The organism is Dongia deserti (assembly GCF_003574735.1).
Classification (GTDB): domain Bacteria; phylum Pseudomonadota; class Alphaproteobacteria; order Dongiales; family Dongiaceae; genus Dongia_A; species Dongia_A deserti.
Map to the genome: position 1 here is coordinate 233851 of NZ_QORW01000008.1, position 25311 is coordinate 259161.

At 62.1% G+C, this 25311-nt stretch carries 26 protein-coding genes; 14 read left to right on the plus strand and 12 right to left on the minus strand.

Going from position 1 to position 25311, the window contains the following annotated elements; translation table 11 throughout:
- Window positions 1-23: 23 nt before the first annotated feature.
- Both DTX69_RS14780 and DTX69_RS14785 read right to left on the minus strand, forming a co-directional pair.
- Window positions 24-1607: a peptide ABC transporter substrate-binding protein gene (locus DTX69_RS14780; protein ID WP_119302299.1), complete on the minus strand. Its 1584-nt coding sequence runs from the start codon at window positions 1605-1607 to the stop codon at window positions 24-26.
- 130 nt (window positions 1608-1737) lie between these two features.
- The gene (locus DTX69_RS14785) at window positions 1738-2703 is read right to left on the minus strand and encodes a LysR family transcriptional regulator (RefSeq protein WP_119302300.1); all 966 of its coding nucleotides are present in this window, start codon (window positions 2701-2703) and stop codon (window positions 1738-1740) included.
- Between the two features lie 442 nt (window positions 2704-3145).
- Between DTX69_RS14785 and DTX69_RS30660 the strand changes: the two genes are divergently transcribed.
- From DTX69_RS30660 to DTX69_RS14830, 10 genes are all read left to right on the plus strand, one after another.
- Window positions 3146-3475: an NAD(P)/FAD-dependent oxidoreductase gene (locus DTX69_RS30660; protein WP_284735778.1), complete on the plus strand. Its 330-nt coding sequence runs from the start codon at window positions 3146-3148 to the stop codon at window positions 3473-3475.
- Entirely contained in the window at window positions 3472-4086 is a 615-nt protein-coding gene (locus DTX69_RS14790) for an FAD-dependent oxidoreductase (protein WP_284735779.1), read from the plus strand. The genes DTX69_RS30660 and DTX69_RS14790 overlap by 4 nt, the downstream gene beginning before the upstream one ends.
- Before the next feature lie 113 nt (window positions 4087-4199).
- On the plus strand, window positions 4200-4745 hold the full coding sequence (locus tag DTX69_RS14795; protein ID WP_162917186.1) for a MarR family winged helix-turn-helix transcriptional regulator: 546 nt from the start codon (window positions 4200-4202) through the stop codon (window positions 4743-4745).
- Window positions 4746-4778: 33 nt separating this feature from the next.
- Window positions 4779-5474, plus strand: coding sequence for an SDR family NAD(P)-dependent oxidoreductase (locus DTX69_RS14800; protein WP_119302302.1), 696 nt, complete (start codon window positions 4779-4781; stop codon window positions 5472-5474).
- A 33-nt stretch (window positions 5475-5507) separates the two neighbouring features.
- Entirely contained in the window at window positions 5508-6836 is a 1329-nt protein-coding gene (locus DTX69_RS14805; RefSeq protein WP_119302303.1) for an NAD(P)/FAD-dependent oxidoreductase, read from the plus strand.
- A 78-nt stretch (window positions 6837-6914) separates the two neighbouring features.
- Window positions 6915-8615, plus strand: coding sequence for a peptide ABC transporter substrate-binding protein (locus DTX69_RS14810; RefSeq protein WP_119302361.1), 1701 nt, complete (start codon window positions 6915-6917; stop codon window positions 8613-8615).
- 78 nt (window positions 8616-8693) lie between these two features.
- Window positions 8694-9647, plus strand: coding sequence for an ABC transporter permease (locus DTX69_RS14815; protein ID WP_119302304.1), 954 nt, complete (start codon window positions 8694-8696; stop codon window positions 9645-9647).
- An 8-nt stretch (window positions 9648-9655) separates the two neighbouring features.
- Window positions 9656-10534, plus strand: coding sequence for an ABC transporter permease (locus DTX69_RS14820; protein ID WP_119302362.1), 879 nt, complete (start codon window positions 9656-9658; stop codon window positions 10532-10534).
- Window positions 10535-10542: 8 nt separating this feature from the next.
- On the plus strand, window positions 10543-11607 hold the full coding sequence (locus tag DTX69_RS14825) for an ABC transporter ATP-binding protein (RefSeq protein ID WP_284735780.1): 1065 nt from the start codon (window positions 10543-10545) through the stop codon (window positions 11605-11607).
- Entirely contained in the window at window positions 11604-12653 is a 1050-nt protein-coding gene (locus tag DTX69_RS14830) for an ABC transporter ATP-binding protein (RefSeq protein WP_119302306.1), read from the plus strand. Before DTX69_RS14825 ends, DTX69_RS14830 begins: the two co-directional genes overlap by 4 nt.
- 941 nt (window positions 12654-13594) lie before the next feature.
- Here DTX69_RS14830 and DTX69_RS14835 read toward each other — a convergent pair.
- The 10 genes from DTX69_RS14835 to DTX69_RS14865 form a co-directional block, all read right to left on the minus strand.
- On the minus strand, window positions 13595-13987 hold the full coding sequence (locus DTX69_RS14835) for a VOC family protein (RefSeq protein ID WP_119302307.1): 393 nt from the start codon (window positions 13985-13987) through the stop codon (window positions 13595-13597).
- A 61-nt stretch (window positions 13988-14048) separates the two neighbouring features.
- On the minus strand, window positions 14049-14201 hold the full coding sequence (locus DTX69_RS30150; protein WP_162917187.1) for a hypothetical protein: 153 nt from the start codon (window positions 14199-14201) through the stop codon (window positions 14049-14051).
- A 304-nt stretch (window positions 14202-14505) separates the two neighbouring features.
- The gene (locus DTX69_RS14840) at window positions 14506-15225 is read right to left on the minus strand and encodes a hypothetical protein (protein ID WP_119302308.1); all 720 of its coding nucleotides are present in this window, start codon (window positions 15223-15225) and stop codon (window positions 14506-14508) included.
- Window positions 15226-15276: 51 nt separating this feature from the next.
- On the minus strand, window positions 15277-16296 hold the full coding sequence (locus DTX69_RS14845) for an alcohol dehydrogenase (protein WP_119302309.1): 1020 nt from the start codon (window positions 16294-16296) through the stop codon (window positions 15277-15279).
- Between the two features lie 237 nt (window positions 16297-16533).
- A complete protein-coding gene (locus DTX69_RS31195; protein WP_284735781.1) occupies window positions 16534-16734 on the minus strand; it encodes a hypothetical protein in 201 nt (66 codons plus the stop codon).
- A gap of 7 nt (window positions 16735-16741) precedes the next feature.
- Window positions 16742-17530, minus strand: coding sequence for a nitrilase-related carbon-nitrogen hydrolase (locus DTX69_RS14850; protein WP_284735782.1), 789 nt, complete (start codon window positions 17528-17530; stop codon window positions 16742-16744).
- A gap of 50 nt (window positions 17531-17580) precedes the next feature.
- Window positions 17581-20826, minus strand: coding sequence for an efflux RND transporter permease subunit (locus DTX69_RS14855; RefSeq protein ID WP_119302310.1), 3246 nt, complete (start codon window positions 20824-20826; stop codon window positions 17581-17583).
- 22 nt (window positions 20827-20848) lie between these two features.
- Complete coding sequence (locus DTX69_RS14860; protein WP_284735783.1) at window positions 20849-22054, minus strand: efflux RND transporter periplasmic adaptor subunit; 1206 nt, start codon at window positions 22052-22054, stop codon at window positions 20849-20851.
- Window positions 22055-22088: 34 nt separating this feature from the next.
- Window positions 22089-22223 carry a hypothetical protein gene (locus DTX69_RS30670; protein ID WP_284735784.1) on the minus strand — a complete coding sequence of 45 codons (135 nt, stop codon included), beginning with the start codon at window positions 22221-22223 and terminating at the stop codon, window positions 22089-22091.
- A gap of 179 nt (window positions 22224-22402) precedes the next feature.
- Window positions 22403-22549, minus strand: a complete 147-nt coding sequence (locus DTX69_RS14865) for a hypothetical protein (protein ID WP_162917188.1) — start codon at window positions 22547-22549, stop codon at window positions 22403-22405.
- A gap of 463 nt (window positions 22550-23012) precedes the next feature.
- Between DTX69_RS14865 and DTX69_RS14870 the strand changes: the two genes are divergently transcribed.
- Genes DTX69_RS14870 through DTX69_RS14885 form a run of 4 tightly spaced genes read left to right on the plus strand, consistent with a single transcriptional unit; the run spans window position 23013 to window position 25196 of the window.
- The gene (locus tag DTX69_RS14870; protein ID WP_284735785.1) at window positions 23013-23603 is read left to right on the plus strand and encodes a cytochrome P460 family protein; all 591 of its coding nucleotides are present in this window, start codon (window positions 23013-23015) and stop codon (window positions 23601-23603) included.
- An 11-nt stretch (window positions 23604-23614) separates the two neighbouring features.
- Complete coding sequence (locus DTX69_RS14875; RefSeq protein WP_119302312.1) at window positions 23615-24259, plus strand: glutathione S-transferase family protein; 645 nt, start codon at window positions 23615-23617, stop codon at window positions 24257-24259.
- 36 nt (window positions 24260-24295) lie between these two features.
- A complete protein-coding gene (locus tag DTX69_RS14880; RefSeq protein ID WP_119302313.1) occupies window positions 24296-24745 on the plus strand; it encodes a carboxymuconolactone decarboxylase family protein in 450 nt (149 codons plus the stop codon).
- Between the two features lie 25 nt (window positions 24746-24770).
- Window positions 24771-25196: a cupin domain-containing protein gene (locus DTX69_RS14885; protein WP_284735786.1), complete on the plus strand. Its 426-nt coding sequence runs from the start codon at window positions 24771-24773 to the stop codon at window positions 25194-25196.
- Window positions 25197-25311: the final 115 nt, after the last annotated feature.

Consider the following 25311-nt stretch of genomic DNA (forward strand, 5'->3'; position numbering starts at 1 on the left):
CTGTTCCCCCGGTGAGGTCCCCGTTACTGAAGGCTGGCCTCCTCGATATGATACATGTTGAGCACACCCTCGTGCTTCAGGCCAAGGACATGGGGCTTCACCATCCACAGATCGGTCGGATTCTGGATTGCGCTCATCGGTTGCTCTTCCTCGAGGATCTTGTTTGCGGCCCGGAAGAATTCGAGCCGCTTAGCCGGATCCGGCTCGGTATTGCCCTTCTCGACCAGCGCGGCGAACTCGGCATTCGAAAAGTGGTTCTGCCGATAGTCGGATAGCACCAGGTCGCCGTACCAGTTGGCCGGATCCGCGTAGTCCGACCACCAGCCCTGGATGGCAGTGTCATACTTCTCGGTTTTGCGGCTCTGCACCCAGGCGCGAAAGGCGTTCTCCTCGAGGACATTGATCGTGGATTGGATCCCGAGATTTTCCGACCACATCTGCTGAAGCAGCTGCGCTATCAGCGGTCTGCCACGATTGGCCGTGGTCGCGATCGTGAATTGCGGGAAGCCCTTGCCGTCCGGATAACCGGCATCTGCCAGCAGTTTTCGCGCGTCCTCGATGGATCCCTGGATTGCGTCGCCGGAACTTCCGCCTGGAATCGATTCTGGTACGACGGTCACTGCCGGACGCGCGGTGCCGTTGCTGACCGCCGTAACGATTGCATTGCGGTCAATCGCAAGGCCCAGCGCATGCCTAATCCGCTTGTCGGCCCAGAGGGGATTTGTCATGTCGTACTGGACCCATTCGCTCGCCGCGAGTGGAAATGGGTCGAGCTGCTTACTGAGCTCCGGATCCTTCTGTATGCGGGCGATGTCCTGCGAGGGCAGGCAGGTTACGAAGTCGATCTCGTCCGCTTCGTAGGCGCGCAGCTGCGCCGTGCACAAATCGCCGGACGCAATCGTCATCTCGATCCGAGAGATGGCCGGCTTCTTGCCGCCGTAGTGGGGGTTTGCCTCCATCACAATCGACTGGTCGTTGACCCTGCTGACCAGCTTGTAGGGCCCGTTGGTGAGCATGTGCTCCGGCGCGACCCAGCCATCGCCGAACTGCTCAACCACCGCCTTGGGCACCGGCGTAAGGTAGGGCAGCGCGAGCTTGGCGCGGAACTGCGGCGCGACCTTCCCCGTTACGACCTGGAGCGTGTAGTCACCGGTCGCCTTGATACCAACCTGGCTGGCATCAGTGATCGTGCCCTTGTTGTAGGCTTCGGCATTTTCGATATCACTCAGGAAGACCGCGACTTCGCTCGCGACCTTGGGATTGAGAATGCGCTTCCAGGAATACTCCCAGTCAGCGGCAGTGATCGGCTCGCCATTGGACCATTTGTAGTCCGGATTGAGCGTGATGGTCCAAGTTCGACCGTCCGCGCCAAGATCTATGCTCTTGGCCTGGAGCATTTCGAGCTGGCCGTCGCCGCCGATGCGGGCCAGCGGTTGGAACAGCTGCGCATTGACGTAGATCGAGAAGTCGGAAGCGAGGTTGGGATCCATGTATCGCGGCTCGCCGACGATCATCCGGAACACGCCCTGAAAGTCAGCGACGGCAGATTGCGTTGATCCAACCCATAGTGCGATGGCGGAAGCCATCAGTGCATGAGAGAGTCGCATTTGCCTTCCCCGTTGCTTTGTGCTTGCAGTCGACGAGACCAGCGCCGACGATGGGAACGATAGCGACAGGTTAATTGCCGGGCCAATACCGATTTGGGACGAATTGAGGCCTGTTGGGCATCAGTGGGGCCTATCGGACAGTCAGCCGGGCCCTGCTTGCCGTCTTTTCCGGCGCGACATTCGCAGCTCTGCGGTGTGGCCGTGAAGATGCGGCCACCACGGTGCGCGTTACACCGACGAAGTTTTCCACGATCTTGGATTTGAGATCTGGATGCCAGGCCGCCAGGCTGGCGATCAGCGGTGGCCGCTCGACGAAGGGGAGCATCACGACATCGCGGCGCGCTCGGACCCAGCGCGCATCGATGTAAATTGAAATGCCGACGCCGGCCGCAACTAGGTTCACGATACCATCGCTATGTGCGGCTTCCTGGACGATGCGCGGCCGGAAGCCGGCCGACATGCAATAGGCGTTGACGACGTCGTGGAAGATTCCCCATGTCGCTGCCGCTCCCATTACGAACGGCTCTTGTGCGAGCTGGGACAGGGAAACCGCTGAGCCGCTGGTCAGTGGATGATTGCGTGGTACCAGGCAAACCAGCCAGTCCCGTCGAAGGACGAGATTGGGCAGATCGCCGACCAGGTGCGCGCCGGTCAGGAACCCGATGTCGAGGCGCCGCTTTCGGATCGCCTCGGCCATCTCGGGGGACGTCATCGACCTGAGATCGATGTTGACATTGGGAAAGCGCGTGCGGAAGCGCATGACAATCGGCGGCAGGGCATCGTTGATCGCGAAGTCATTGAAGCCGACTGTGAGCGAGCCCATCTCGCCACTTTCAAATCGCTGGGCGTTGCGCACCGCGGCCGAAAGATGGTCCAGAATTTCTCGCGCTTCCGTCAGGAAGGACATGGCCGCCGGCGTCAGGCGCACCACCCGTGTCGACCGCTCGAACAATGTGACGCCCATGAGATCCTCGAGATCCCGAATGGTGCGGCTTAAGGCGGGCTGCGCGACATGGAGACGTTCCGAGGCGCGCCGAAAATTCAGCTCTTCAGCGACCGCCACGAAAGCCCGCAGATGGCGAAGCTCAATCGACATGATGACCCTCTGCCGCACAAATCTGGATCGATGCACATCAGGTATCAATAATACAGGATCGTGCGTCCGTATGCAGTAGTGAAGCGACGGGAAAGCGAGTTGACGGCCTGCCTGCTGTCATCAGATCAAGACGTAAAGCATTCGCGGCAGCGACGGCAATCCGCAACCGCGGGCATTTCGACTATTGATGGATGATCGAGCCCGAGGCCTAGGATCGGACCGGCCCCCATATGTACCAGGCCACGTCGGCATCTACTGACAATGTCCATAGTGGAATTCGCCCATCATTCTATTGACAGTTTCCATAGTAGAAACTTACCATCATTCTATCACCGGATGGCTCAGACAGTGGTGAGCCGCAGAGTTTCATCTGCCGGCACAAGCGCGCCGGCAGGCAAGAAGAATTGTCTCCGTTTGGAAGCAGAACTTCGGAACGCGCCGCGTGAAGATACAAGACGCACCGATCGAGCCATCTCTCTGGCATGCGACGGCGGCACCAGCGCCGGAGACCCGGCCGCTCGAAGGCCGCATCAGCGCGCATGTCTGCGTCATCGGCGGCGGTTATACCGGGCTCTCTTCGGCGCTGCATCTGGCGGAGAAAGGGATCGACGTCGTCCTGCTCGAAGCCAAGGAGATCGGCAACGGCGGGTCCGGGCGCAATGCCGGCCATTGCACGCCGACCTTCCATTTCTATGAGATCCCGGCGATCCGGAAGATGCCGGTCGCTGGCGGGTCGACACGCTGCGGGGTTCAGTCACCGCCGACAAGGTGATCTGCGGCACCGGCGCCTATACGACCGGCTTCTGGCCCGGGCTTGAAAAGACCTTCAGCACGCTGGGCGTTGCGGTGATGGCGACACAGCCGATTGGCGACAACCCGCGCAGGGTCATCGCGCCGAGCAACACGACGGTGGTCGACAGCCGCGCCGACGCGATGATCTACAAATACAACAAGGAAGGGCGGCTGGTGACCTCCGCCTTCATCGAGGGGCGGCGCGGCGGCGACATCGCATTCACCAAGGCGATGATGCGCGACAAGTTGACGTGGGTGTTGCCACAGCTCACCGAGGTGGACTGGCAATATTACTGGGTCGGTGCGCTCGACATGCAGCCCCGGACCATTCCTCGGCTGTTCGACCTGGCGCCCGGCGTAATCGCCTCGCTCGGCTATTCGGGCCGCGGCGTTCCGACCGGCACGATGATGGGCACCGTCCTCGCGGAATGGGCCATGGGCACCCGGCCGGAGGACCTCGCCGTGCCGCTGGAGCCGCTGCGCGCGGCGCCGCTCTACATGAGTTTCGCGCCCCGGCTCTTTCTGGCCTGGTCGCGCATCCGTGATCAACGGCTGGCGCGGGCCGGCGGAGCCAATCCGCCGCCTTTCTAGCCGGTATTGCCTAAGTGAAACGCAAGGGATTGCAGATTCGATGACCATCTGCCATCACGACTTGGGGAGATTAACGGCGAAAGGGGGGCACCGCGGCTATGAGTCCGAGCGATATGGCACGACGCGATATGGCGCGGCGACGCAGCGAGGCGCAGCGGCGCAATCCCGGCAAGACGCCGAGGACGATCGACTACCAAAACATCGATTTCGATATCTTCTCGGCGCTGCTCAGCTTCTATGTCAGGAGCGTCAATCTCCTGGTGAGCCAGGACCTCGATCATCACACCGAAAGCCTCGGTCTCGCCGGCGGAACCGGCAAGATATCAACCATCCTGCTCACCGATTCAAATCCCGGCCTTCGGCCCTCGGTGATCGCGCATTACATCCGCAAGGACCGGTCGGCCATGGCCAAGCTGCTCTGGCAGATGGAGCATGCCGGCTTTCTCGAACAGCGCATATCGCCGGCCGAGCGCCGCGCACGGGAGCTTTACCTGACGAAGAAAGGCGAGGCGGTGGCCAAGCGCTTGCGGCAGGTCGTCAAAGCCCAGGACGACGACTTCTTCGCCATGTTGACCAAATCGGAACGCGAGACGCTGCTCGGCCTTCTGCGCAAAGTCTACGAAAGCTACATCGAGACGGACTCCGTCAGCGAAGACTGACGCCTCCGTCCAGCTCTCATCCCGAGGCCTGCGATGGCTGAGCGGGTGGCGATGATCTCGGGGGCCAACCGCGGCATCGGCGCCGCCATCGCCGCGCATCTCGGCGGGCGCGGCTGGAGCCTGAGCCTTGGCGTGCGCCGACCTGAACTTTGTGCGCCATCTTGCGGCAGTTTCACCGTCGCCCACCGCTATGACGCAACGGACACCGCGAGCGAAAGTGCCTGGGTGCAGGCTACGGCCGAACGCTTCGGCCGGATCGACGCGGTCATCGCAAATGCCGGGATCATGATTCCCAAGACCGTCATCGAAGCGGACGACAAGGATCTCGATCTCCTGCTCCAGGTCAACGTTCGCTCGCCGCTGCGGCTGGTGCGCGCTGCCTGGCCGTGGCTAACGCAGTCGGGGCAGGGGCGGGTGGTAACCTTGGTCTCGCTATCAGGCAAGCGCGTGAAGTCCGCCAGGTCCGGCCTCTATGCCACCAGTAAATTCGCCGCGCTCGCCACGACCCATGCAATCCGCCAGGCCGGTTGGGAGCTCGGCGTGCGCGCGACCGCGATCTGTCCCGGCTTCGTCGCCACCGACATGGCGGTCGGGCTGACCGATCGCGCACCACAAGACATGACGCAGCCGGCCGATGTCGCGCGCCTGGTTAGTATGGTTCTGGACTTGCCGAACACCGCGAGCGTCGCGGAGATCCCGATCAACTCAACCCTGGAAGAGATGGTGTGATGACGACTGATTGCGCGACGGGAGCACATTGAGATGGGTCCTACCGTCGATCCGGTTCCCGCGGAAGATCGTGTGCCTGAACGCGCCGACGTCGTGATCGTAGGCGGCGGAATCGTCGGCACCAGCGCCGCGCTCTATCTCGCCCGCAAAGGCATCGCTGTGGCGCTTTGCGAGAAGGGGCATATCGCCGGCGAGCAATCGAGCCGCAACTGGGGCTGGGTGAGGAAGGCGCGCCGCGATCCGCGGGAGATTCCTCTTATCGTCGAAAGCCTCCGCCTCTGGGAAGGTATGAACGAGCAGGTACAGGGGGAGACCGGATTCCGCCGCGCCGGAATCGTCTTCGCTGCGGAGAGCGACGAGGATGTCAACCGCTATGAGACCTGGCTCAGCTATGCGCAGCCCTATCAGATCGATGCCCGCCTGATCTCCGGTTCCGAACTGGATCGCGTGATGCCGGGCGGCGGCAAGCGCTGGAAAGCGGCGCTCTATTGTGCCAGCGACGGTCGGGCGGAGCCGCAGAAGGCGGCGCCTGCGATCGCGGCGGCGGCGCGTCGCGCAGGCGCTGCAGTACTCACCAGCTGCGCCGTGCGCGGCGTTGAGCACGCCGGTGGCAGGATCTCGGCCGTCGTCACCGAGCATGGGCGCATTTCCTGCGGCACAGTGGTGGTGGCGGCGGGCGGGTGGTCACGGCGCTTCCTCAAAGATCTCGGCCTCACCCTGCCACAGTTGAAGGTGCGCGCCAGCGTGATGCGCACGGCGCCCATCCACGGACCACCGGAATCCGCGCTTTGGTGCAGCGATTTCGCGTTCCGGAAGAGACTCGATGGCGGCTACAACATTGCGAACGGACATGTGAACGTCGTACCGATCGTTCCCGACAGCTTCCGCTTCTTCGGCAAGTTCCTGCCGGCCTTCATGATGGACACTAAGAGCCTGAAGTTGCGTTTCGATGGGCGTTTCGCCCAGGAACTGCAAGAGGCAAAGCCCGTACCCCTCGACCACGTTTCACCCTACGAGAAGACCCGCGTGCTCGATCCCGTGCCGGACAGCCGGTATCTGCGCGAAGCTCTGGACGGGCTGGCGAAGATGTACCCGGCCTTCGGATCGGCCAAGGTCGTGCAGGAATGGGCCGGGCTGATCGACGTCACGCCCGATGCCATTCCAGTCATCTCAGCGGTGGACGATGTGCCTGGCCTCATCATTGCGACCGGATTCTCAGGCCACGGCTTCGGTATCGGCCCAGGCGCCGGTCGCCTGATCGCTGATCTCGTGATGGGCGTGGAGCCGATCGTCGACCCAAAGGAGTTCCGCTACTCGCGTTTCAGCGACGGCACGCGCGTGCGGCCGATCGCCGGTATTTGAAGGAGGTGCATAGCCCGATCCGTGGCGGGCCAGTTCTGAAGCCGCGGTCATCGAAGTTCGACAACAGGGAGAATGGACATGAACAAATATCGGAAGAATGAGATCACGTCGAACGCTCAGTCGCTGCTCACCACGAGCCGGCGTCGCCTGCTGGCGCTCGGCGCATCGGCTGGCGCCCTGGCCTGGGCCGGACCGAAGGCGGGCTGGATCGCGTCCGCCGAGGCTGCGACGCCGCCGTCCAAGCCAACCGGCCAGGCCGTCATCGGGTTGTCGCAGGAGCCGACCGTGTTCCTGCCGCTGCTCGCCCATATCGAGGTGGACGAGGGCGTCTATTTCAATCTCTTCAGCGCGCTCTGGCGGGTCGATGAGCAGGGCAACTTTCAGCCCGACCTGGTCGCCGAGGTGCCGACGGTGGAGAATGGCGGCATCTCCGCGGACGGATTGCAGTGGCATCTGAAGCTCAACCCGAAGGCCAAGTGGCATGACGGCACGCCGTTCAATGCCGACGACGTGAAGTTCAACATCGAGCTCATCCAGAACCCGAAATTCCTGGCCGGCCGCCGCGCCGGCATTGACCTCATCGAGGACGTCAAGGTCGTCAGTCCGACCGAGGTGACCTTCAAGCTGAAGAAGCCTTATGCGCCGCTGCCCTCGATCCTGTCGTGGACCTTCCTGGTGCCGAAGCATCTGCTGGAGAAGGCGAGCGACATCAACAAACCACAAGATTTCCTCGCGCATCCGGTAGGCACCGGAGCGTTCAAGTGGGTCGAGCGCGTGCCAGGAGATCACATCACGCTCACGGCCGCGGACTCCTATCACGGAACCGGCCCCTATCTCGAGAAGCTGATCTTCAAGTACGTGCCTGAGCTGACGGTGCTCTATACCCAATTCCAGACCGGCGACGTCGACTATGTCGGCATTCAGGGCATCACGCCGGATCACTACGAGGAAGCGAAGACGCTGCCGGATCGGCACGTGACGCCGGTGCCGCAGCCCTTCATCGAGAATATCGCCTTCAATCTCGGGAAGCCGGTGTTCCAGGATCCGGCCGTGCGCGAGGCGCTCTATCTCGCCATGGACAAGCAGAGCATCATCGAGCAAATCTATTACGGCCTGCCCAGCCAGACGGAATCCTTCCTGCCGAAGCAGTCCTGGGCTTTCAACGCCGATCTGCCGAAGCACGCCTATGATCCGGAGAAGGCGAAGAAACTGCTCGACGATGCCGGCTGGAAGCCGGGCGGCGACGGCATACGCGAAAAAAACGGCGTGCGGCTCGAGTTCATCAACTCGACGACCGCCGGCAACCACGTCCGCGAGCAGGCGCAGCAGCTGCTGCAGCAGAACTGGGCCGATATCGGTGCCAAGATGTCGATCCAGAACTTCCCGCCCGCGGTGATGTGGGGCGACAACTGGACCAACTCCAAGTTCGATTCGGCCATGGTCGGCATCGACTTCATGATCGGGCCGGATCCAGATTCGACCCAGTATTTTGCCAGCACGGGCATCCCGGCCAAGGGCGGCGGCGGCGACAACACCACGCAATATGCCAATGCGGAGGTGGACAAGTTACTGGCGGAGGGCGCTTCGACCGTGGACGTCGCCAAGCGCAAGGCCGCCTATCTGAAGATGCAGGAGCTGACACGGAAGGACTTGCCCTACCTGCCGATCTTCCAGTACGCGATGGTGCAGGGCGTGAAGGGCAAGCTGGAAGGCTTTACCCCGAACGTCAACGTCCAGGAGAATTGCTGGAACGCCTACACTTGGTACTGGGCGAGCTGACGGCATAGCGTTGCGAGGGCGTTCGACAGGTCTCCAGCGAGACGGTCGGGCGCCCATCGACCTCTTTTGGAGAACGCAATGGCGAATTTCCTGTTCGGCCGCCTGCTGCAGAGCCTCGTGCTCCTGCTCATCGTCTCGGTGATCGGCTTCGCCGTGTTGCATCTGGCACCCGGCGGACCGCTGGCGCAGTTCGCGCTCGTCCCCGGCCTCTCCAAGGAGGATCTCGCGCGTATGGCGCATGAGATGGGCCTCGATCGCCCGCTGCCAGTGCAGTATTGGGAATGGCTGACCCGCCTGCTCGGCGGCGACTGGGGCCATTCCTACCGCGACAACCGGCCGGTCCTCGATGTGATCGCCGGGCGCCTGCCGGCGACGTTGGAGCTGATGGGGGCGGCCATCCTGATCTCCGTCCTGGTCGGCGCCTGGATCGGCGTGATGGGCGCCATCCGGCGTTATTCGACCTTCGACATGCTGGCGACAATCGGGGCCATGGTTGCGCTCTCAATTCCGACGTTCTGGTTCGGCCTGATCGTCATCTACGTCTTCTCGGTCCACCTCGGCTGGCTGCCGCCCGGCAATCGCACGACGGTCGGCGGCGATGGATCCTTCCTCGACTACCTGCATCATCTGATCGCGCCGGCGGCCGTGCTGGCGCTGGTCGAAGTGGCGATCTGGAGCCGCTACATGCGGGCCTCCATGCTGGATGTGGTCAACCAGGACTTCATTCGCACCGCGCGTGCCAAGGGGTTGCCGGAACGGACCGTGCTTTGGCATCACGCCTTGCGCAACGCCTTGCTGCCGATGATCGCGCTCGCCGGCGTAGAGATCCCGACCTTGCTCGGCGGTGCGCTGGTCGCCGAGACGGTTTTCACCTGGCCCGGCATGGGCCGGCTGCTGCTCGACTCTCTCGGCTATCGCGACTATCCGGTGGTGATGGGTATTCTGATGTTCTCGGCGGTGCTGGCCCTGCTCGGCAATCTGCTGGCAGATATCTTCGCCGCGGTCGCCGATCCACGCATCCGAATGGCATGAGGCCGACGATGACAGCCTCACTCGCCCAATCCAGTCCCGCGGTTAAGACCGGGAGCCGTGCCTGGCGCCGCTTCTGCCGGCACCGTCTTGCGCTCTTCGGCATCGCAGCCATCGTGCTGCTGGTGCTAGCGAGCGTTGTCGGTCCGTCGCTGATTCCCTTCGACTCACTGAAGATCGATATCCGCCACCGCTTCGCCCCACCGCCATTTGAGGGGCATCTGTTCGGCACCGATCAGCTCGGCCGCGATCTGCTGGTCCGCCTGCTGATGGCGGGTCGCATCTCGCTCTCCATCGGATTTGCGGCGATGATCGTCAGCACGGCTTTCGGCACGCTGATCGGCGTCGCCGCCGGCTATTACGGCGGCGCGGTCCGCGTCGCGCTGATGCGTTTCGTCGATGCCATGCTGTGCTTTCCGCAGATTTTCCTGCTGCTGGTGCTGGCTGCCTTCATCCAGCCGAACGTCGTCACGCTCACGCTTGTCATCGCCGCCAGCAGCTGGATGGAAGTGGCACGGGTTGTCGAAGGCCAGGTCCGCTCGCTGCGCGAGCGCGATTTCATCCTGGCGGCCGAGATGCTCGGTGCCTCCGGCCGCTACGTCATGTTCCGGGAGCTGCTGCCGAATGCCATCGGCCCGATCATCGTGGCGGCGACCCTGACCGTGGCCCGTGCCATCCTGCTGGAAGCCTATGTGAGCTTCCTGGGCTATGGCATCCAGCCGCCGATGGCGAGCTGGGGCAACATGCTGAACAATGCGCAGCAATATCTCGGTTCGGCACCGTGGCTCGCAATATTCCCCGGCCTCATGATCACGCTGGCGGTTTCAAGCTTCAACTTCGTCGGCGATGGGCTGCGCGATGCGCTCGACGCCCGTTTCGATCTGAACTGAGGGGCGCGATGCAAGGCACGCTCAGCCCCGCCCGCGTTGCAATGCCCGCCGCCCGGACTGCGGCGGAGGCCGTGCTCAATGTGCGGGACCTATCGGTGACTTTTGCCACCGAGAAGGGACCGCTCGTCGCCGTGCGGGAGGTCTCCTTCGATCTCCGGGCCGGTGAGACGCTGGCACTGGTCGGCGAGTCCGGGTCCGGCAAGAGCGTCACCAGCCTCGCCATCATGCGCCTCACGCCGTCGGCACCGCGGGTGAAGCTCGGCGGCAGTGTGCAATTCACCGATGGCAAGGGGCGTACTCGCGACCTATTGACGCTCGAGGCCGATGCCATGCGGGGGATCCGCGGCAATGAGATCTCCATGATCTTTCAGGAGCCGATGACCTCGCTCAATCCGGTTCATAGGATCGGCGACCAGATCGCCGAGGCGATCACCTTCCATGAGAAAACAGGCACGCGCGCGGCGCTGGAGCGCGCCGCGCAATTGCTCGACCAGGTTGGAATCCCGGATGCGCGGCGGCGGCTCTCCGCCTATCCGCATCAGCTTTCCGGCGGCATGCGCCAGCGGGTGATGATCGCGATGGCGCTGGCCTGCAATCCGCGGGTACTGATCGCCGACGAGCCGACGACGGCGCTCGACGTGACGGTGCAGGCGCAGATTCTGGAACTCTTGAAGGAGCTTCAGTCGGCGACCGGCATGGCGGTGATCTTCGTGACACACAATCTCGGCGTCGTCGCGGAGGTCGCTGACCGGGTCATGGTGATGTATGCCGGGGCGATCGTCGAGCGCGGCGACGTGGTGCCGGTGATGACGCGGCCACTCATGCCCTATACCCAGGGCCTTCTGCATTCGGTGCCGCGGCTCGATCCCGAAGCGCTGGGCCGCGAACCCCTGGAGGCAATTCCGGGCAACGTGCCCGATCCGTTACGGCAGCCCCCGGGCTGCGCCTTTGCGCCGCGCTGCCGGCATGTGGAGCCGGCCTGCGAAGCGGCCATGCCGGCGCTCGAGGAGGCTGATGGCGGGCGTCAGGTGCGCTGCCGCCGTTGGCGCGCGATCGACGAGGCGCAGCGATGACCGAAGCGACCATGGCCATCGCCGGTGACGGAGTGTCGCTGGTCGAGGCCCGGGCGCTTCGGCAGTGGTTTCCGGTCGGCGGATCGCTGTTGCAGCGCCGGCGCGATGTGGTGCGCGCGGTTGACGACGTCTCCTTCACCATTACGCGCGGTGAGGTTCTGGGACTGGTGGGTGAATCCGGTTCGGGCAAGAGCACGCTTGGACGCGCGCTGCTGCGCATGACCGAACCGACCGAGGGACAGATTCTGTTCGAGGGGCGCGATATCACTCGACTCGGGCGAAGTGCGCTTCGACCGATCCGACCGCGCATGCAATTCGTCTTCCAGGATCCGTTCGCTTCGCTCAATCCGCGGATGACGGTGCGTCAGATCGTCGGCGCGCCGCTCGTCATCCAGCGGCCGGAGCTCGACACGGCGGCATGCAGCGCGCGGATCGCCGAAGCGCTGCAGACCGTCGGACTTTCGACGCAATACGCCGACCGCTATCCCCACGAATTCTCTGGCGGCCAGCGTCAACGCATCGGCATTGCTCGTGCCCTGATCCTGCATCCGAGCTTCCTGGTCGCTGATGAGCCTGTCTCCGCCCTCGATGTCTCAATCCAGGCGCAAATCGTCAATCTGCTGATTGAGGTGCGAAAGCGGCTCGGCGTGGCGATGCTGTTCATCAGCCACGACCTCGCCGTGGTGGGTCATCTCTGCGACCGGGTCGCCGTCATGTACCTCGGGCGCATCGTCGAGATCGCGCCGACTCGCACGCTGTTTCGGCAACCGCGCCATCCTTATACCGAGGCGTTGTTCTCCGCAGTGCCAGTGCCAGACCCGACCATGCGACGCGAACGAATTATCCTGCGCGGTGACATGCCGAGCCCGCTAGCACCGCCTTCCGGTTGCGCCTTCCGTGGCCGCTGCCGCTATGCGCTACCCGAATGCGCGAGCGCCGTGCCGCCCCTCCGAGCGGTTGATGGCGACCACTGGACACGATGCATCCGCGACGATCTGGCACTCGGCTGTGCGAAAACTTCGGGCCGAGTGCAGCCATCTTTCTGAGGTCGAACTGGGTCGGCGGGTGTGCTGGGCCCGCGTAGCCGCGCGATGTGCCAGTCGGGCTACCAACCGTCCTCGGGTTCAAATGACCGAGCACAGTCGAGCTGTTTGTGCGTATCCTCGTCGAACGGGACTCGGTTTACGCCCATGCCGCTCAGCGGTACAGGGGGATCGCGGAATCCGAGACACTCTTGGGCGAATGGGCCGTAATCCTTGGGATCGCACCGGCCAAAAAGGTCCGACCCTTGTGGCATGCAAGCCTAAGCCGGATTAGTCATTGGGTTGCCATGTCCGCTAGTGCCACCTTCAGGAGAAGCCGGCATCGGCAGGCGAGGTCAGCTATCGTATCTGAACTGGACTCATGGGAGCAGAGAGAATTCAGAACGAAGCGTGACACCTTGTGACCAAAAATGCCCGTGGGGTAACGAGCGGGATCCTTGTGCGGCAAGCTACTCAGGCCACTATCGTATTGACAATATTGACGTTAATTGAATCATTGATTCGGCTGGGGTCGGAGATTGGAGGCGGTAAATCGTGACACTTTGTGATCATTCCGCTGCTTCACGCTCGTTCCCATGCAGTATTCTTACAGCACGACAGATCATGCGATTTCTTTGTTCCCCACGCATCCAGCTCCGCAGCCGCACGTCCGGCGTTCAAGGATGATGGACTGATTTTCACCGTATGCCAATTGCGCAACGTGCCCTGGCTGATCCCTCCTCGATAGCGATCGTAAACCTCTTCGGGAGTGAAGAGCCGATAACGGGATGCATGTTGAAAAGGACGTGACTTGAGAGATCGTCAGGCGCACGGGACTACCGATGGAGTGGCTGCGCGGCCATTATCAGCTTAGTAGGAGCCGAAGAAGATGGGCACTTAGCAGACATCATGCATGTCGCTCCCACGGCCATTTTTTAAATGGCGCAGGAGATCGCAATTATAGGTTACCCCGGCTTGTCACAGCCGGCACTCAGTTTATTGCCCGTTGGATCGCGCACAAAGGCGGCATAATAGTTCGGGACAAAACCATCTTCGACACTGCGAATGCCTGGTTTGCCCTCATCGTAGCCGCCGTTGTCGAGTGCCGCAGCGTGGAACTCGTCGACTGCCTTTCGGCTCGGCGCATCGAAGCAAATCATCGTGCCGTTGCCGTAGGTAGCCGGCAGGCGGTTGACCGGACTCAAGACCCAGATGCGTGGTCTGTCCCCTTTGGGACCATACCCGATCTCGGTGGCAAGCTCCTTCAGCCGCACATAACCGAGTGGCTTCAGTACTGCGTCGTAAAATTTGTAGCTGGTTTTCAGATCATGCGCACCGACGGTAGTGTACAACAGCATGTGGCGCTCCTACGAAGATGTATTTACACTCGAGCTACCGGATACTCACCGGAACCTAGTTTCACCAGAACCTCGCCGCCCTTTTCAGCCGCTGCCGCATGACCGCGTCGCTAAGCCCGACATAGGACAGGTCGAAGTCATTCATGGTTGCGTGATTAATCAGCCACTTCCGCTGATATTCAGTCACATCCGTCGCCTCGGCGATGCTTCGCAACGTGGGCCTCATATTCGTGCAGGATCAGGTGGCGGCCGATGGTCTTGGCCGCGATCCCGGACGAACCATCGCGGCCCCACCGGTGACCAGATAGCACGGCTGGAAACACCTGGTCGACAGATCGTGCCTACCGGACCGCAAGTCCGCCAACAGCATAAGTCACTCTAGGCGTCGGCAAGAGGAACTCATTGCTGCTCTTGTTGCGCGGCCCTCTGTTCACCGCCGGCGCTCATCCCGCTACTCCCAAGCGCGATTTCAGCGTCGCCACCGGCCAAGAGCGGCGACCGCACGGTCGAATGGGTTGCTATTCGAAGTTGACGTTTCCAATGTCGATCGAGACCAAGAGAACATCCTCGATGGGTTGACGATCGGGGGCGCGCGCATAAGCGCGGCGCTTTGTCGGCAGCCGGATGCCGCCAGCCTCCGTGTAATCCGAGGTGAGTTGAGCCGCCGCGAAGCCACCAGCGATGGTTAAGGCGTAGTCGTGCCGGCGCAGCAGGAAGTCAGCCCCGAAGAAAAAATCCTGAACAAGACAGTGCGTCTCAATCGACCCGGGGAAATATGCGCGCAGCACACTCCAGGTCTCGGTCCCTTCACGCCAGGGCTCCATTTCCTCGACGCGCACGCCGTTGATGGCCAGAAGGAAGGGCGTCGTGAGATAGGTCCAGAGCGCCGCACCGTTGAAATATGCACGGTGGAGCGCATCCCAGGGGGTGTTCATCTGATGGCCCGCGAAGGAATCACGCGGAGCGTGTCGCTCCGCCACCAACGCACCATCAAGCTTCTCAATCGCGATTCGGTCTGGCGTGAACATCGTGCGCTGGTCCGGCGCGCCGAACGGCCGGACAGAGGCGCGTTGCTCGTGCAGCCAGACCGTCATGCGGCGCGGCTCCGAATCCTGGGGTAGACCTTTGAGCGCGAACAGGCCGCCGCCGCTCACGATGCTTGCCTCGACCTTAGTGTAGTGCTCCCAGCGTTCAATACCGCCGTGTGCGTCGATAACCTTGCTCAATAAGGCGTTCATGGAGTTCCTTGGACTAAGCGATGGTGAGGGCCCAGGGTGTGGAGCATGGGTCTATTGCCCAGTCATGATCACCATGCGGAAACGAGCCGCACCGCTCATCATCTTCTCATAGGCTTCGGACGCTCGCTCGAGGGGCATCGTTTCGATCATAGGCCTAATGCTGGCGAGAGCGCTGAAAGCCAACGTATCTTCAGAATCCTGCGAGGTCCCGGAAGGCCAGCCCTGGATCGCCCGTCGGCCGCCGATGAGCAGAAATGGCGAGACCTCGATGGGATCAGGCGAAGCTCCAACGACGATCATCTTGCCATCCACGGACAATCCGCCGAGCACCGTGCTCATCGCCTGCGAACTGGTGACGGTGGACAAGATGACACGCGCGCCACCCAGCTTGTTGAGTTCAGCGGCGACATCCTGGTTCGTGCTATCCAAATAATGATGAGCGCCAAGCTTGCGGGCCAGCGGCCCCTTGTCGGTGCCGCGCGCGATGGCGACGGTGCGGCACCCCATGTTTGCGGCGAACTGCACACCGAGATGACCGAGGCCGCCGATGCCAAGCACCGCCACTGTGTCGCCCGGGCGGAGCCCGCTGTTCCGCAATGCGTTGTAAGTTGTGATGCCGGCGCAAAGCAGTGGTGCAGCTTCGGCCGCCTGCAGTCCGTCCGGAATAGCAGCGAGGGCTTCGAACGGGGCGAGCATGTAATCGGCATAGCCGCCATCGTAGGTGATCCCAGGAATCTGCCCATTCGCACAGGTGATGAAGTCGCCGCGACGGCAGGAGGGGCAATGGCCACAATGGCCACCGTGCCAGCCGACGCCCACCCGCTGCCCAGGTTTCCAGCCGACCACACGCTTGCCGACCTGTTCGATGACACCAACAACTTCGTGCCCTGGCACACGCGGATAGCTGATGCCTGGGAATGCTCCCAACTTGGTGAATGCATCGCTGTGGCATACCCCACAGGCCTGGACCTTGATCAGGATCTGACCCGCCGCTGGGGTGGGTATTTCGCGCTCTACAAGCTCGAACGGTCCATTGGCGTTCCTTACTTGAACGGCACGCATGCGTGGCATGGAAGCCTCCCAGGGGTTAGGGTGGTTCGTGCAGAAGCAAGTATCGCATTTCGGTGCGTTAAGGCTCTCGTGCGCTGCTTAGAGTTCAGTGCTGGCCTTCACGTAGTTTGCCGTCATTCCTTCGAGGTCGCGCTAGTCGTCGAGATCGAACCGCGCAGGCATTGGGCTGTCCACGTCATTCTATCCCACAAAACCTGGACGTCCATTGCCGGGATTCATCCCGCATATACGCTGATTTCACACGATCTCGACCGTCCTCTCTGGGGCGCTCCCCGTCCGCCATACCTCCGCCTGTGGGTTCGCAGTGCGTTCGTGGACGTGCGCGGCAGGCGTTCGATCGATCAGCAGGCTGAGCAGTTCGGGACGGCTGTAGTGACCGCGCGAATCCATCAGCCTCTTGCGTGCGTCGATCTGGGCGAAGTCGAGATCAGCGATCACGTCGCCTTCACCCGCCTTGAGGGGCTCGGCCGATGATCCGGCCGTCTGGACCCACGATGGCGGTGAAGCATCCACCGGAAATCGGCCCGATCGCGCAACCGGTGTCCTTCATGATTTGGGCCTGCTGCTCGGGGTCGAGCCACGCCGTGGCGCAGACGACGAAGCAGGCGGATTCGAGGGCATGCTGGCGGACGTTGACCTCCGTCTGGTCGCTGAACGGCGGGCCGAAAATGGATCCAGGATACATAGCAGAGTGGATCTGCTCGCCATCCGCAATCAGGGCATAGCGCGCCAGAGGCATGTAGTGTTCCCAGCAAGCGAGCTGGCCAATGCGCCCGGCGCCGCTATCGACAGCATGCAGTCCGGATGCATCTCCTTGCCCCCAAACCATGCGCTCGTGATAGGTGGGGATAAGCTTGCGGCGCCGCTGGATGAGCGTGCCGTCCACATCGAAGAGAAGCTGCGTGTTGTAGAGCGTGCCGCCATCACGCTCATTGACACCGATGGAAACGACCATGTTCGCCCGCTTCGCGGCCTTACCGATCGCATGCGTCTCGGCAGAGGGCACGGTGACCGACTCCTCGAGCAGGCGCTGATGTTCCTTGGCCATCTGGAACGGCGGCTGCACGAACGAGAAGTAGGGGTAGTAGGGCACAACCGTCTCAGGGAAGGTTGCGAACCGGACACCCCGTTCACCTAGTTCACCGATCTTCTTTATCACTTTCTCGACAGTGCCCTGCCGGCTGTACAGCATGGGGCTAATCTGCACGGCGGCGGCTTTAATGATGGTGCTCACGACAATTTCCTTTCGCGTTGATGTTTGGAACGGTCACCTGCGGACCCGCGTTACTGCGCATTCCCATTGTGCTGACCAGAGAGGTTCGGCTCGCTGCTCCTGACCGGAGCAGGGAGGGCGAGCACGATCTGCTTGGATCGAGCTCCCGCACGCCGCAACCGGCCGAGCCGGGCACCGATAAAGCGGACCACGACGTAGAACGTCGGAGTGAACAAAAGCCCGAAGATCGTCACACCGAGCATGCCGGCGAACACCGCGGTGCCCAGCGACTGGCGCATCTCGGCGCCGGCACCCTCGGCGATCACCAGGGGGATGACGCCGAATATGAACGCGAAGGAGGTCATGAGGATAGGCCGTAACCGGGTCCGCGCCGCAGAGATGGCAGCTTGGACCGGCGTCTCCCCGGCATCCTCGGCCTGCTTGGCGAATTCCACGATCAGAATGGCGTTCTTCGCCGCCAACCCAACGAGAACGATGAGGCCGATATCCGCCAGGATGTTGCGGTCCAAGTCCCGATAGGAGACGCCGATCATCGCGGCCAGAATACACATCGGCACGATGAGGATGACAGCAACCGGCAGCAACCAGCTTTCATACAGCGCGGCCAGCAGCAGGAAGACAAACAGGACAGCAAGACCAAACGCGATGAGCGCTGTATTGCCGGCAAGCTTCTCCTGAAGCGCGATTTCGGTCCATTCGAAGCCGAAGCCGTGCGGCAGCTTTGCCTCTGTTGCCGCTTCGACCGCAGCGATGCCCTGGCCCGACGAGAAGCCACGGGCAAGACTGACCTGCAGCTCGGCGGCAGGGAAGAGATTAAAACGGGTCACGCGAGACGGGCCGGTCGAATCCTTGAGTGTGGCGACGGAGCCGATCGGCACCATTTCCCCGAACTTGTTTCGCGTCTTCAGGTTGGCAAGGTCGCGGGCGGACAGGCGGAATTCATTGTCCGCCTGGGCATTCACCTGATAGGTGCGCCCAAGGAAGTTGAAGTCGTTGATGTAAGCCGATCCCATGTAGACGGACAGTGCTTCGAACACCCCGGAAATCGGAACACCCAGCAACTCGGCCTTCGTGCGGTCGACATCGGCATAGATCTGCGGGGTCCGGGTATTGAACAGCGTGAACGCCTGGGTAAACCCAGGATTGCTCCCCACCTCGCCGACCACATCCCATGTGGCATTCTCGAGGGCCGGCAGGCCGCGGCCGGACCGATCCTGGACGTAGCCCTTGAGGCCGCCCCCGGTTCCGATGCCAGGCACCGACGGCGGCTCAAGCACGAAGACGAAGGCATCCCCGAGGACAGTGAGCTGCTCGCGCACGTCGGCCAATATCTTGGCAGCGGTTAGACCTTCCTTGACCCGCTCCTTGAAGGGTTTGAGAACGATGAAGATCACACCGGTGTTGGTCTGGTTGGTGAAGGTTGCTCCATCGAATCCAACGAACGGATCAACGGTCTGGACGCCCTTGCGCGGGAGAATGATGTCGGCCGCTTGGCGCAACACCTTGTCGGTGCGGTCGAGGGACGCGCCCGGCGGCAGCTGGAAGGCGGCGATCAGATACCCGCGGTCAAGCTGCGGAATGAGGCCGGTCGGTGTCTTGCCCAGTATATCAAAGGTAAAGTAAATCAAGCCGGCATAGACGATGAGCAGGACGGCCCCGATCTTGATCAGCCGCCCCGTGAGGCGACCGTACCCGGTGCTGAGCTTGTCGAACGCCCAGTTGAACCCAGTGAAGAACCAGCGCACGGGAGCCGTGATGCGGTGAATGAGCCCGCGCCGTGCTTGATGCGGCTGGTGGGGCTTCAAAAGGATCGCCGCCATCGCAGGAGACAGGGTCAATGAGACGAAGGCGGAGATCAGTGTCGCTCCGGCAATCGTGATTGCAAACTGCTTGTAGAAGGCACCCTGCAGCCCGCTGATATACGCCGCCGGGATGAAAACAGCGCACAGAACCAGGGCGATCGCTACCAAGGCTCCACCGACCTCGTCCATGGTCTTATGGGCAGCCTCCTTCGCGCTCATGCCCTGCGCCAGGTAACGCTCGACGTTCTCGACCACCACGATCGCATCATCGACCACGATGCCGATCGCCAGAACAATCCCGAACAACGACAGCGTGTTGAAGGTCAATCCCGTGCCGCTCATGATCAGGAAGCAGCCGATCAAGGAGACCGGAATGGCGATGACCGGGATGATGGCGGCACGCCAGGTCTGAAGAAAGATGACGACGACGAGGACCACCAGGACGACAGCCTCGAGCAGCGTCGCCACCACCGCATCGACGGACTCCTGTATGAACTCCGTCGGATTGTAGACGATCTTGTAGTCAAGCCCCGGAGGGAAGTCGGCCTCAACTTCCGCCATAACAGCTTTGACGCCCTCCGCCGTGGCAAGCGCATTGGAGCCCGGCCGCTGGTAGATCAGCAGAGCCGTGGCGGGATCCCGGTCGAGATAGGTGTTGATGGTATAGTCCTGAGCGCCGAGCTCGACGCGGGCCACGTCGCGGACGCGGACATAGCCGTCTTCATCGGCCCGGATCACGATCTCGCCGAATTGCTCCGGGGTCTTGAGGCGCCCCAACGTCTGAACCGACAGCTGGAACGCGCCCTCGGGTTCCGCAGGCGGCTGATTGATGGCGCCTGCGGCCACCTGGAGGTTAGCGGCCTGGAGCGCCGCTACGACTTCGCCGGCCGTGAGGCCTCGGGCGGCCACTTTGCCCGGATCGAGCCACACGCGCATGGAATAGTCCCGGGCGCCGAGAATCTGGACATTGCCGACGCCATCGACACGCGACAGCCGGTCCTTCACATACAGGGTCGCATAGTTCGAGATGTAGTTGTGATCGCGCGAGTTATCCGGCGAGATCATATGGACGACCATCATCAGGTCGGGGGACGCCTTCTCTACCGTGACGCCCTGTCGGATCACGTCCTGCGGCAGGCGCGGGGTCGCGACTGCGACCCGGTTCTGCACCAGAACCTGGGCTTTGTCGACATCAGTGCCCGGCTTGAAGACGACATCGATCGAGAGCTTGCCGTCGCCCGTGGACTGGGAGGTCATGTAGAGCATGTCGTCGACGCCATTGACCTTCTGCTCGAGAGGTGTGGCTACGGTTTCCGCGATGACCTCGGCGGATGCGCCCGGATAGTAGGTCGAGATGTTGACCGTCGGCGGCGCAATGTCCGGATACTCCGCCACCGGCAAGGACCGCTGCGCGATGGCGCCGGCGATGATCAGCAAGACCGAAAGCACCGCGGCAAAGACCGGCCGCTCGATGAAGAAGTGGGAGATGCGCATGGCTTTGCTCCTCGAGCCTGGGCTAGTTGGCAGCGGTATTCAAAGGAGAGGCGATCGTCACCTGCTCCATCTGGACCTTCACACCGGGACGGACGAACGGATTTGCGACGCCTTCGATCACGACCAGGTCGTTGCTGGTCAGGCCGTCGAGCACCACGCGCAAGTCCTGGTAAATTGGACCCAGCGTCACGGTTCTTTGCACGATCGTGTTGTTCTCATCGACGACGAAGACGATCTTCTTGTCCTGATCCGAGAGGATGGTTTTGTCGGGAATGAGCAACGCATCCATGTTGCCCCCGAAGAGGCGAAGACGTCCGAATGTGCCCGGAATCAGGAACAGATCCTTGTTCTGGATGAGTGCCCGGCCGCGGATGCTGCCGCCACGGGCATTGAGCTGGTTGTCGACGAAGTTCATGGTGCCGGAGCGTCCAAGGCTCCAGTCCGGCTCATCCGCGAGCCGGACCATGACCGGGTGGCCGACATCCCTCGACAGCTCGCGCTTTCCATCGGCTGACAAGCGGGCATACCGGATATAATCGGCCTCGGAAGCGTCGAACACGAAGTGGATCGGGTTGAGAGACACAACGGTGGTCAACAGCGTGGCGTCAGCCTGTCCGCCTTTCACGAGGTTGCCGATGTCGACGCGATGGTCGGAGACCCGGCCGGAGATCGGCGCCCGAACGTGCGACCATTCCAGATTCAGTTCGGCGTTGCGCAAGGCTGCCTCGGCCCTGAGCTGTTCCGCCTGGGCCACGCTGAGATCCGCATCGCGATGCTCGGCCTCACTCTGTGAAATGACCTTGCTCTTGACCAGTTGCTGGGCGCGCTTGACGTCGTAAGCGGCAACCTTCACCTGAGCCTTGGCCCTCGCCACATCCGCCTTCGCACTGTCGACCGCGATCTGAAAGGGCCTGGGATCGATCACGAACAGGAGGTCGCCCTGTTTCACGAGCTGGCCGTCGGCGAAGTGGATCGAATCGACAGCGCCAGAGACGCGTGGCCGGATCTCCACCTGCTGAATGGCTTCGAAACGGCCGGTGTATTCGTCCCAAGCCGGGACGGTCTGAGCAATCGGTTTGGCGGCGGTGACCTTTGGTCCCGATGACTCATCGGCCTTCACAGACGGCACACCTCCGATGAGCATTGCGCCGACTAAGGCGATGAAGACTAGGTTCGCATGCGATTGCTGAATGAGTGCGCCTGCCGTGCGGGCTGCAACCATTGTCATGACACGTTCCTTTCCTGCTGCCTGGTCGCCAGGCTCACTGGATGAGCGACATTCCAAATGCCAAAGCGGCGACTATGACGGCGGTGGCGATCCAGGTACGTCCGATATCCTCGACAGCCGACAGCCGTTCGGACAAGAATTCGGGGTAGTGCGATATCCTGTACATCATGATCTCAATTCCTCATGTCGGATGCGGATGCGTTCGCAACGAATAGAGGCGCCTGGATGACGGCGTGCTCTTCAGCGGTCTCGATCGGCGATATCAGGAACAACGCGATCGAGAACAACAGCAGACCGTGGGGTTCCGACGTTGTGTGTGCTCGCTGAACGTGCTTCATCGGGCGCCTCTTATTGTGCAGGAGAAGTGATGTAGTCGGCGTCGCCAAAGGACAAGCGATCGTGCTGCGCGCGCTTTTCGAAGTGCTCGGCGACTGCAGTGCCGAGGGTCATGGCTGCAACAACGAGAATGGACAGAACGGTGATCGGCTTTCTCATCTTCGTCGGCTCCGTGTTGGCAGGTGAAGTCTCCGCCAACGCCACGCCGCAGTCGCGTTAAGGGTTGCGAATATCCGCAGGACCGCTGATGCGAAATGTTGCGTCTGCGCCGGCAGGGAGGTTCGTGCTGGAGAACGAGAAGGGCAGTTGAGCGCCAGAATGGGAGTGATTCTTCGCCCCTCCATCACGCTCGTATAACGGAATTTAACGGCCCTGAACGCACAGAAACTGCTGCAGAATCGGCCAAAATTACGAGCGCAATCCGCGATGCAAATCCCGGAGCGGACAATTCGTTAATCAAGGCCGCCGCCCTCTGCCGCCGATCCCTCCCCAGGGGCCGAACAGGGTTTCACAAGCCTTAACGGGCGCTTCGCCCCGTGCCTCGCTTACATGATGGGCACCAACCGGCCACGACCGAGCCCACGCCTAACGCAGCGGCTCAAGCAAGGACAGGAAGAGCATCATGACCGCAAAAGAATCCTCGCACGCGATTATCTGGTCGCTCCCCGCGACGATGCTGGCGCTGTCCGTCGCACTTGCCGGGACGGCCGTTCTCGCAGAGTCCGAGCCAACATCTGCCGTGTCGTCCTCGGATGCCCTCCTGCAGGTGCCGGATGCCGACTACCGCCGGGACTGGGCTTTTCTGGGCTCCTTCTCGGTGCTGGCCGACGATCCGGAGGCGGGCGCCAAGGAATTCCACGTCGTCTATACGAAACGGGAAGACCTGGACGCATATCGTAAGACGGGCAAGTTCCCGGACGGCGCCGTCCTGGTCAAAGACGTCTTTGCCACCAAGACCGAAGCCTTCACGACCGGCACCGCAAGCTATGCCGACACGCTGGTCGGGCGCTTTGTCATGGTGAAGGACGCGGCGAACAAATTCGCCGGCAGCTCGCCACTCTGGGGTGATGGCTGGGGCTGGGCCTTCTATGAAGGAACAGAAACCCGCAAGACCGTCACGACTGACTATCGACAGGACTGCCTGTCGTGCCACGAGCCGGCCCGCGACCAAGACTTCACCTACGTCCAGGGCTATCCGATCTTGAAGAACTAGGTGAGGCACTCATGCTCAAGATCTTCTGCGCGGTCGGCTCGGGCTCGGTGCCAATCGAAGCCACACTGACGCTACTCGGAATTCCCTACGAGATGATCGAGGCCGTCACTTGGGAGGATGAAGCGGCGCGTAAGCTGGTCGAGATGGTCAATCCACTGCGCCAGGTCCCGGCGGTGGTGCTGTCGAGCGGCGAGGTCCTGACCGAGAGCGCCGCGATCCTGATCCACCTCGCCGATCTACATCCGCAGGCGCGCCTTGCGCCTGCTCTCGGCGACCCCCGGCGCGCGCAATATCTGCGCTGGATGGTGTACGTATCCGCGGCGATCTACGCGCTCGTCTGGATCATCGACGAGCCGGCACGAATCGTGGCCAGCAAAGATCAAGCGCCGGACGTGCTCGATCGCCTCGAGAACCGGCGAGCCGAGTGCTGGCGCATGATGGACGAACAGATCACTCCCGGCCGGTACATCCTGGGCGACGAGCTCTCGGTGCTCGACCTCTACGTCGCGGTCATCTCACGCTTCGCGCCCGGGCGCACACGTTTCTACAAGAGCGCGCCGAGGATGGCCGAGATCGTCCGCCGGGTCGATGCTGACCTGCGACTGAAGACATTCTGGTCGAAGCGCTTTCCATTTAACGATGGGTGGGAGCGGTAAGCGCCACTCAACCACCTCTGCTTAGGAGATGCCAAGATGGCTCAACGCATGGATTACAATGCTGCAACGCCCGCCGGTGTGAAGGCGCTCGGCGCCGTCTACGGTCACGTCAGGCAAAGCCTGCCGAAGACGTTGGTTGACCTCGTCTACCTCAGGGTCTCGCAGATCAATGGCTGCGCCTACTGCATCGACATGCATTCGCGCGACCTGCTGAAGGACGGTGTGTCGGTCGAGAAGCTGGTGCTGGTGCCGGCCTGGCGCGAGGGCGGCACGCTGTTCGACGAAACCGAACGCGCGGCGCTCGCCTGGGCTGAGACGGTGACGCGCGTCGCCGAAACGGGCGTGCCGGATGCCGACTATGAGGCGGCAGCCGCCGTCTTCGACCAGAAGCAGCTCGCCGACCTCACGATCGCGATCGGGCTGATGAATTCCTACAACCGGCTCGCGATCAGTTTTCGTAACCCCCCGGCTGCCGCCAAACATTAGTCATCCCGAGAAAGGAGAGACTATCGTGAAAAACCTGATACTGGGACCTGTCGTCGTCGTTGCCAGTCTGACCATAATTTCCATCCTGGCGTACGCCGATAAGACCACAAACCATGAGACAGCGACTCCGATCTTCAAGCATGAACTGCCGAACGTCGCCGGCAAATCGCTGATCGCCGTTGAGGTGGAGTATCCGCCTGGTGCCGCCAGCCCGTCGCACACGCATGCGAAGTCCGCGTTCATCTATGCGTACGTGCTGTCTGGCGAGATCATCAGCGCCGTCGACGACGAGGAGCCCCGCGTGTACCGGGCAGGTGAGAGTTGGTACGAGACGCCCGGCGCACATCACCGCGTCTCACGCAATGCCAGCGACACGGAACCCGCCAAGCTGCTTGCGATCTTCGTCCTGGATCCTGGCGAACAGAAGGTGACTTTCCCAGATCCGAAGTGAGTTGCTGAAACATTACGGATCGCTGATCTCCCTCAAGCGCACGGAAAGTTGACTGTCAAAACGGAAAACGGCTTTCCACGTCACGCGCATACGATCGGATCGCATCCGGTATAAA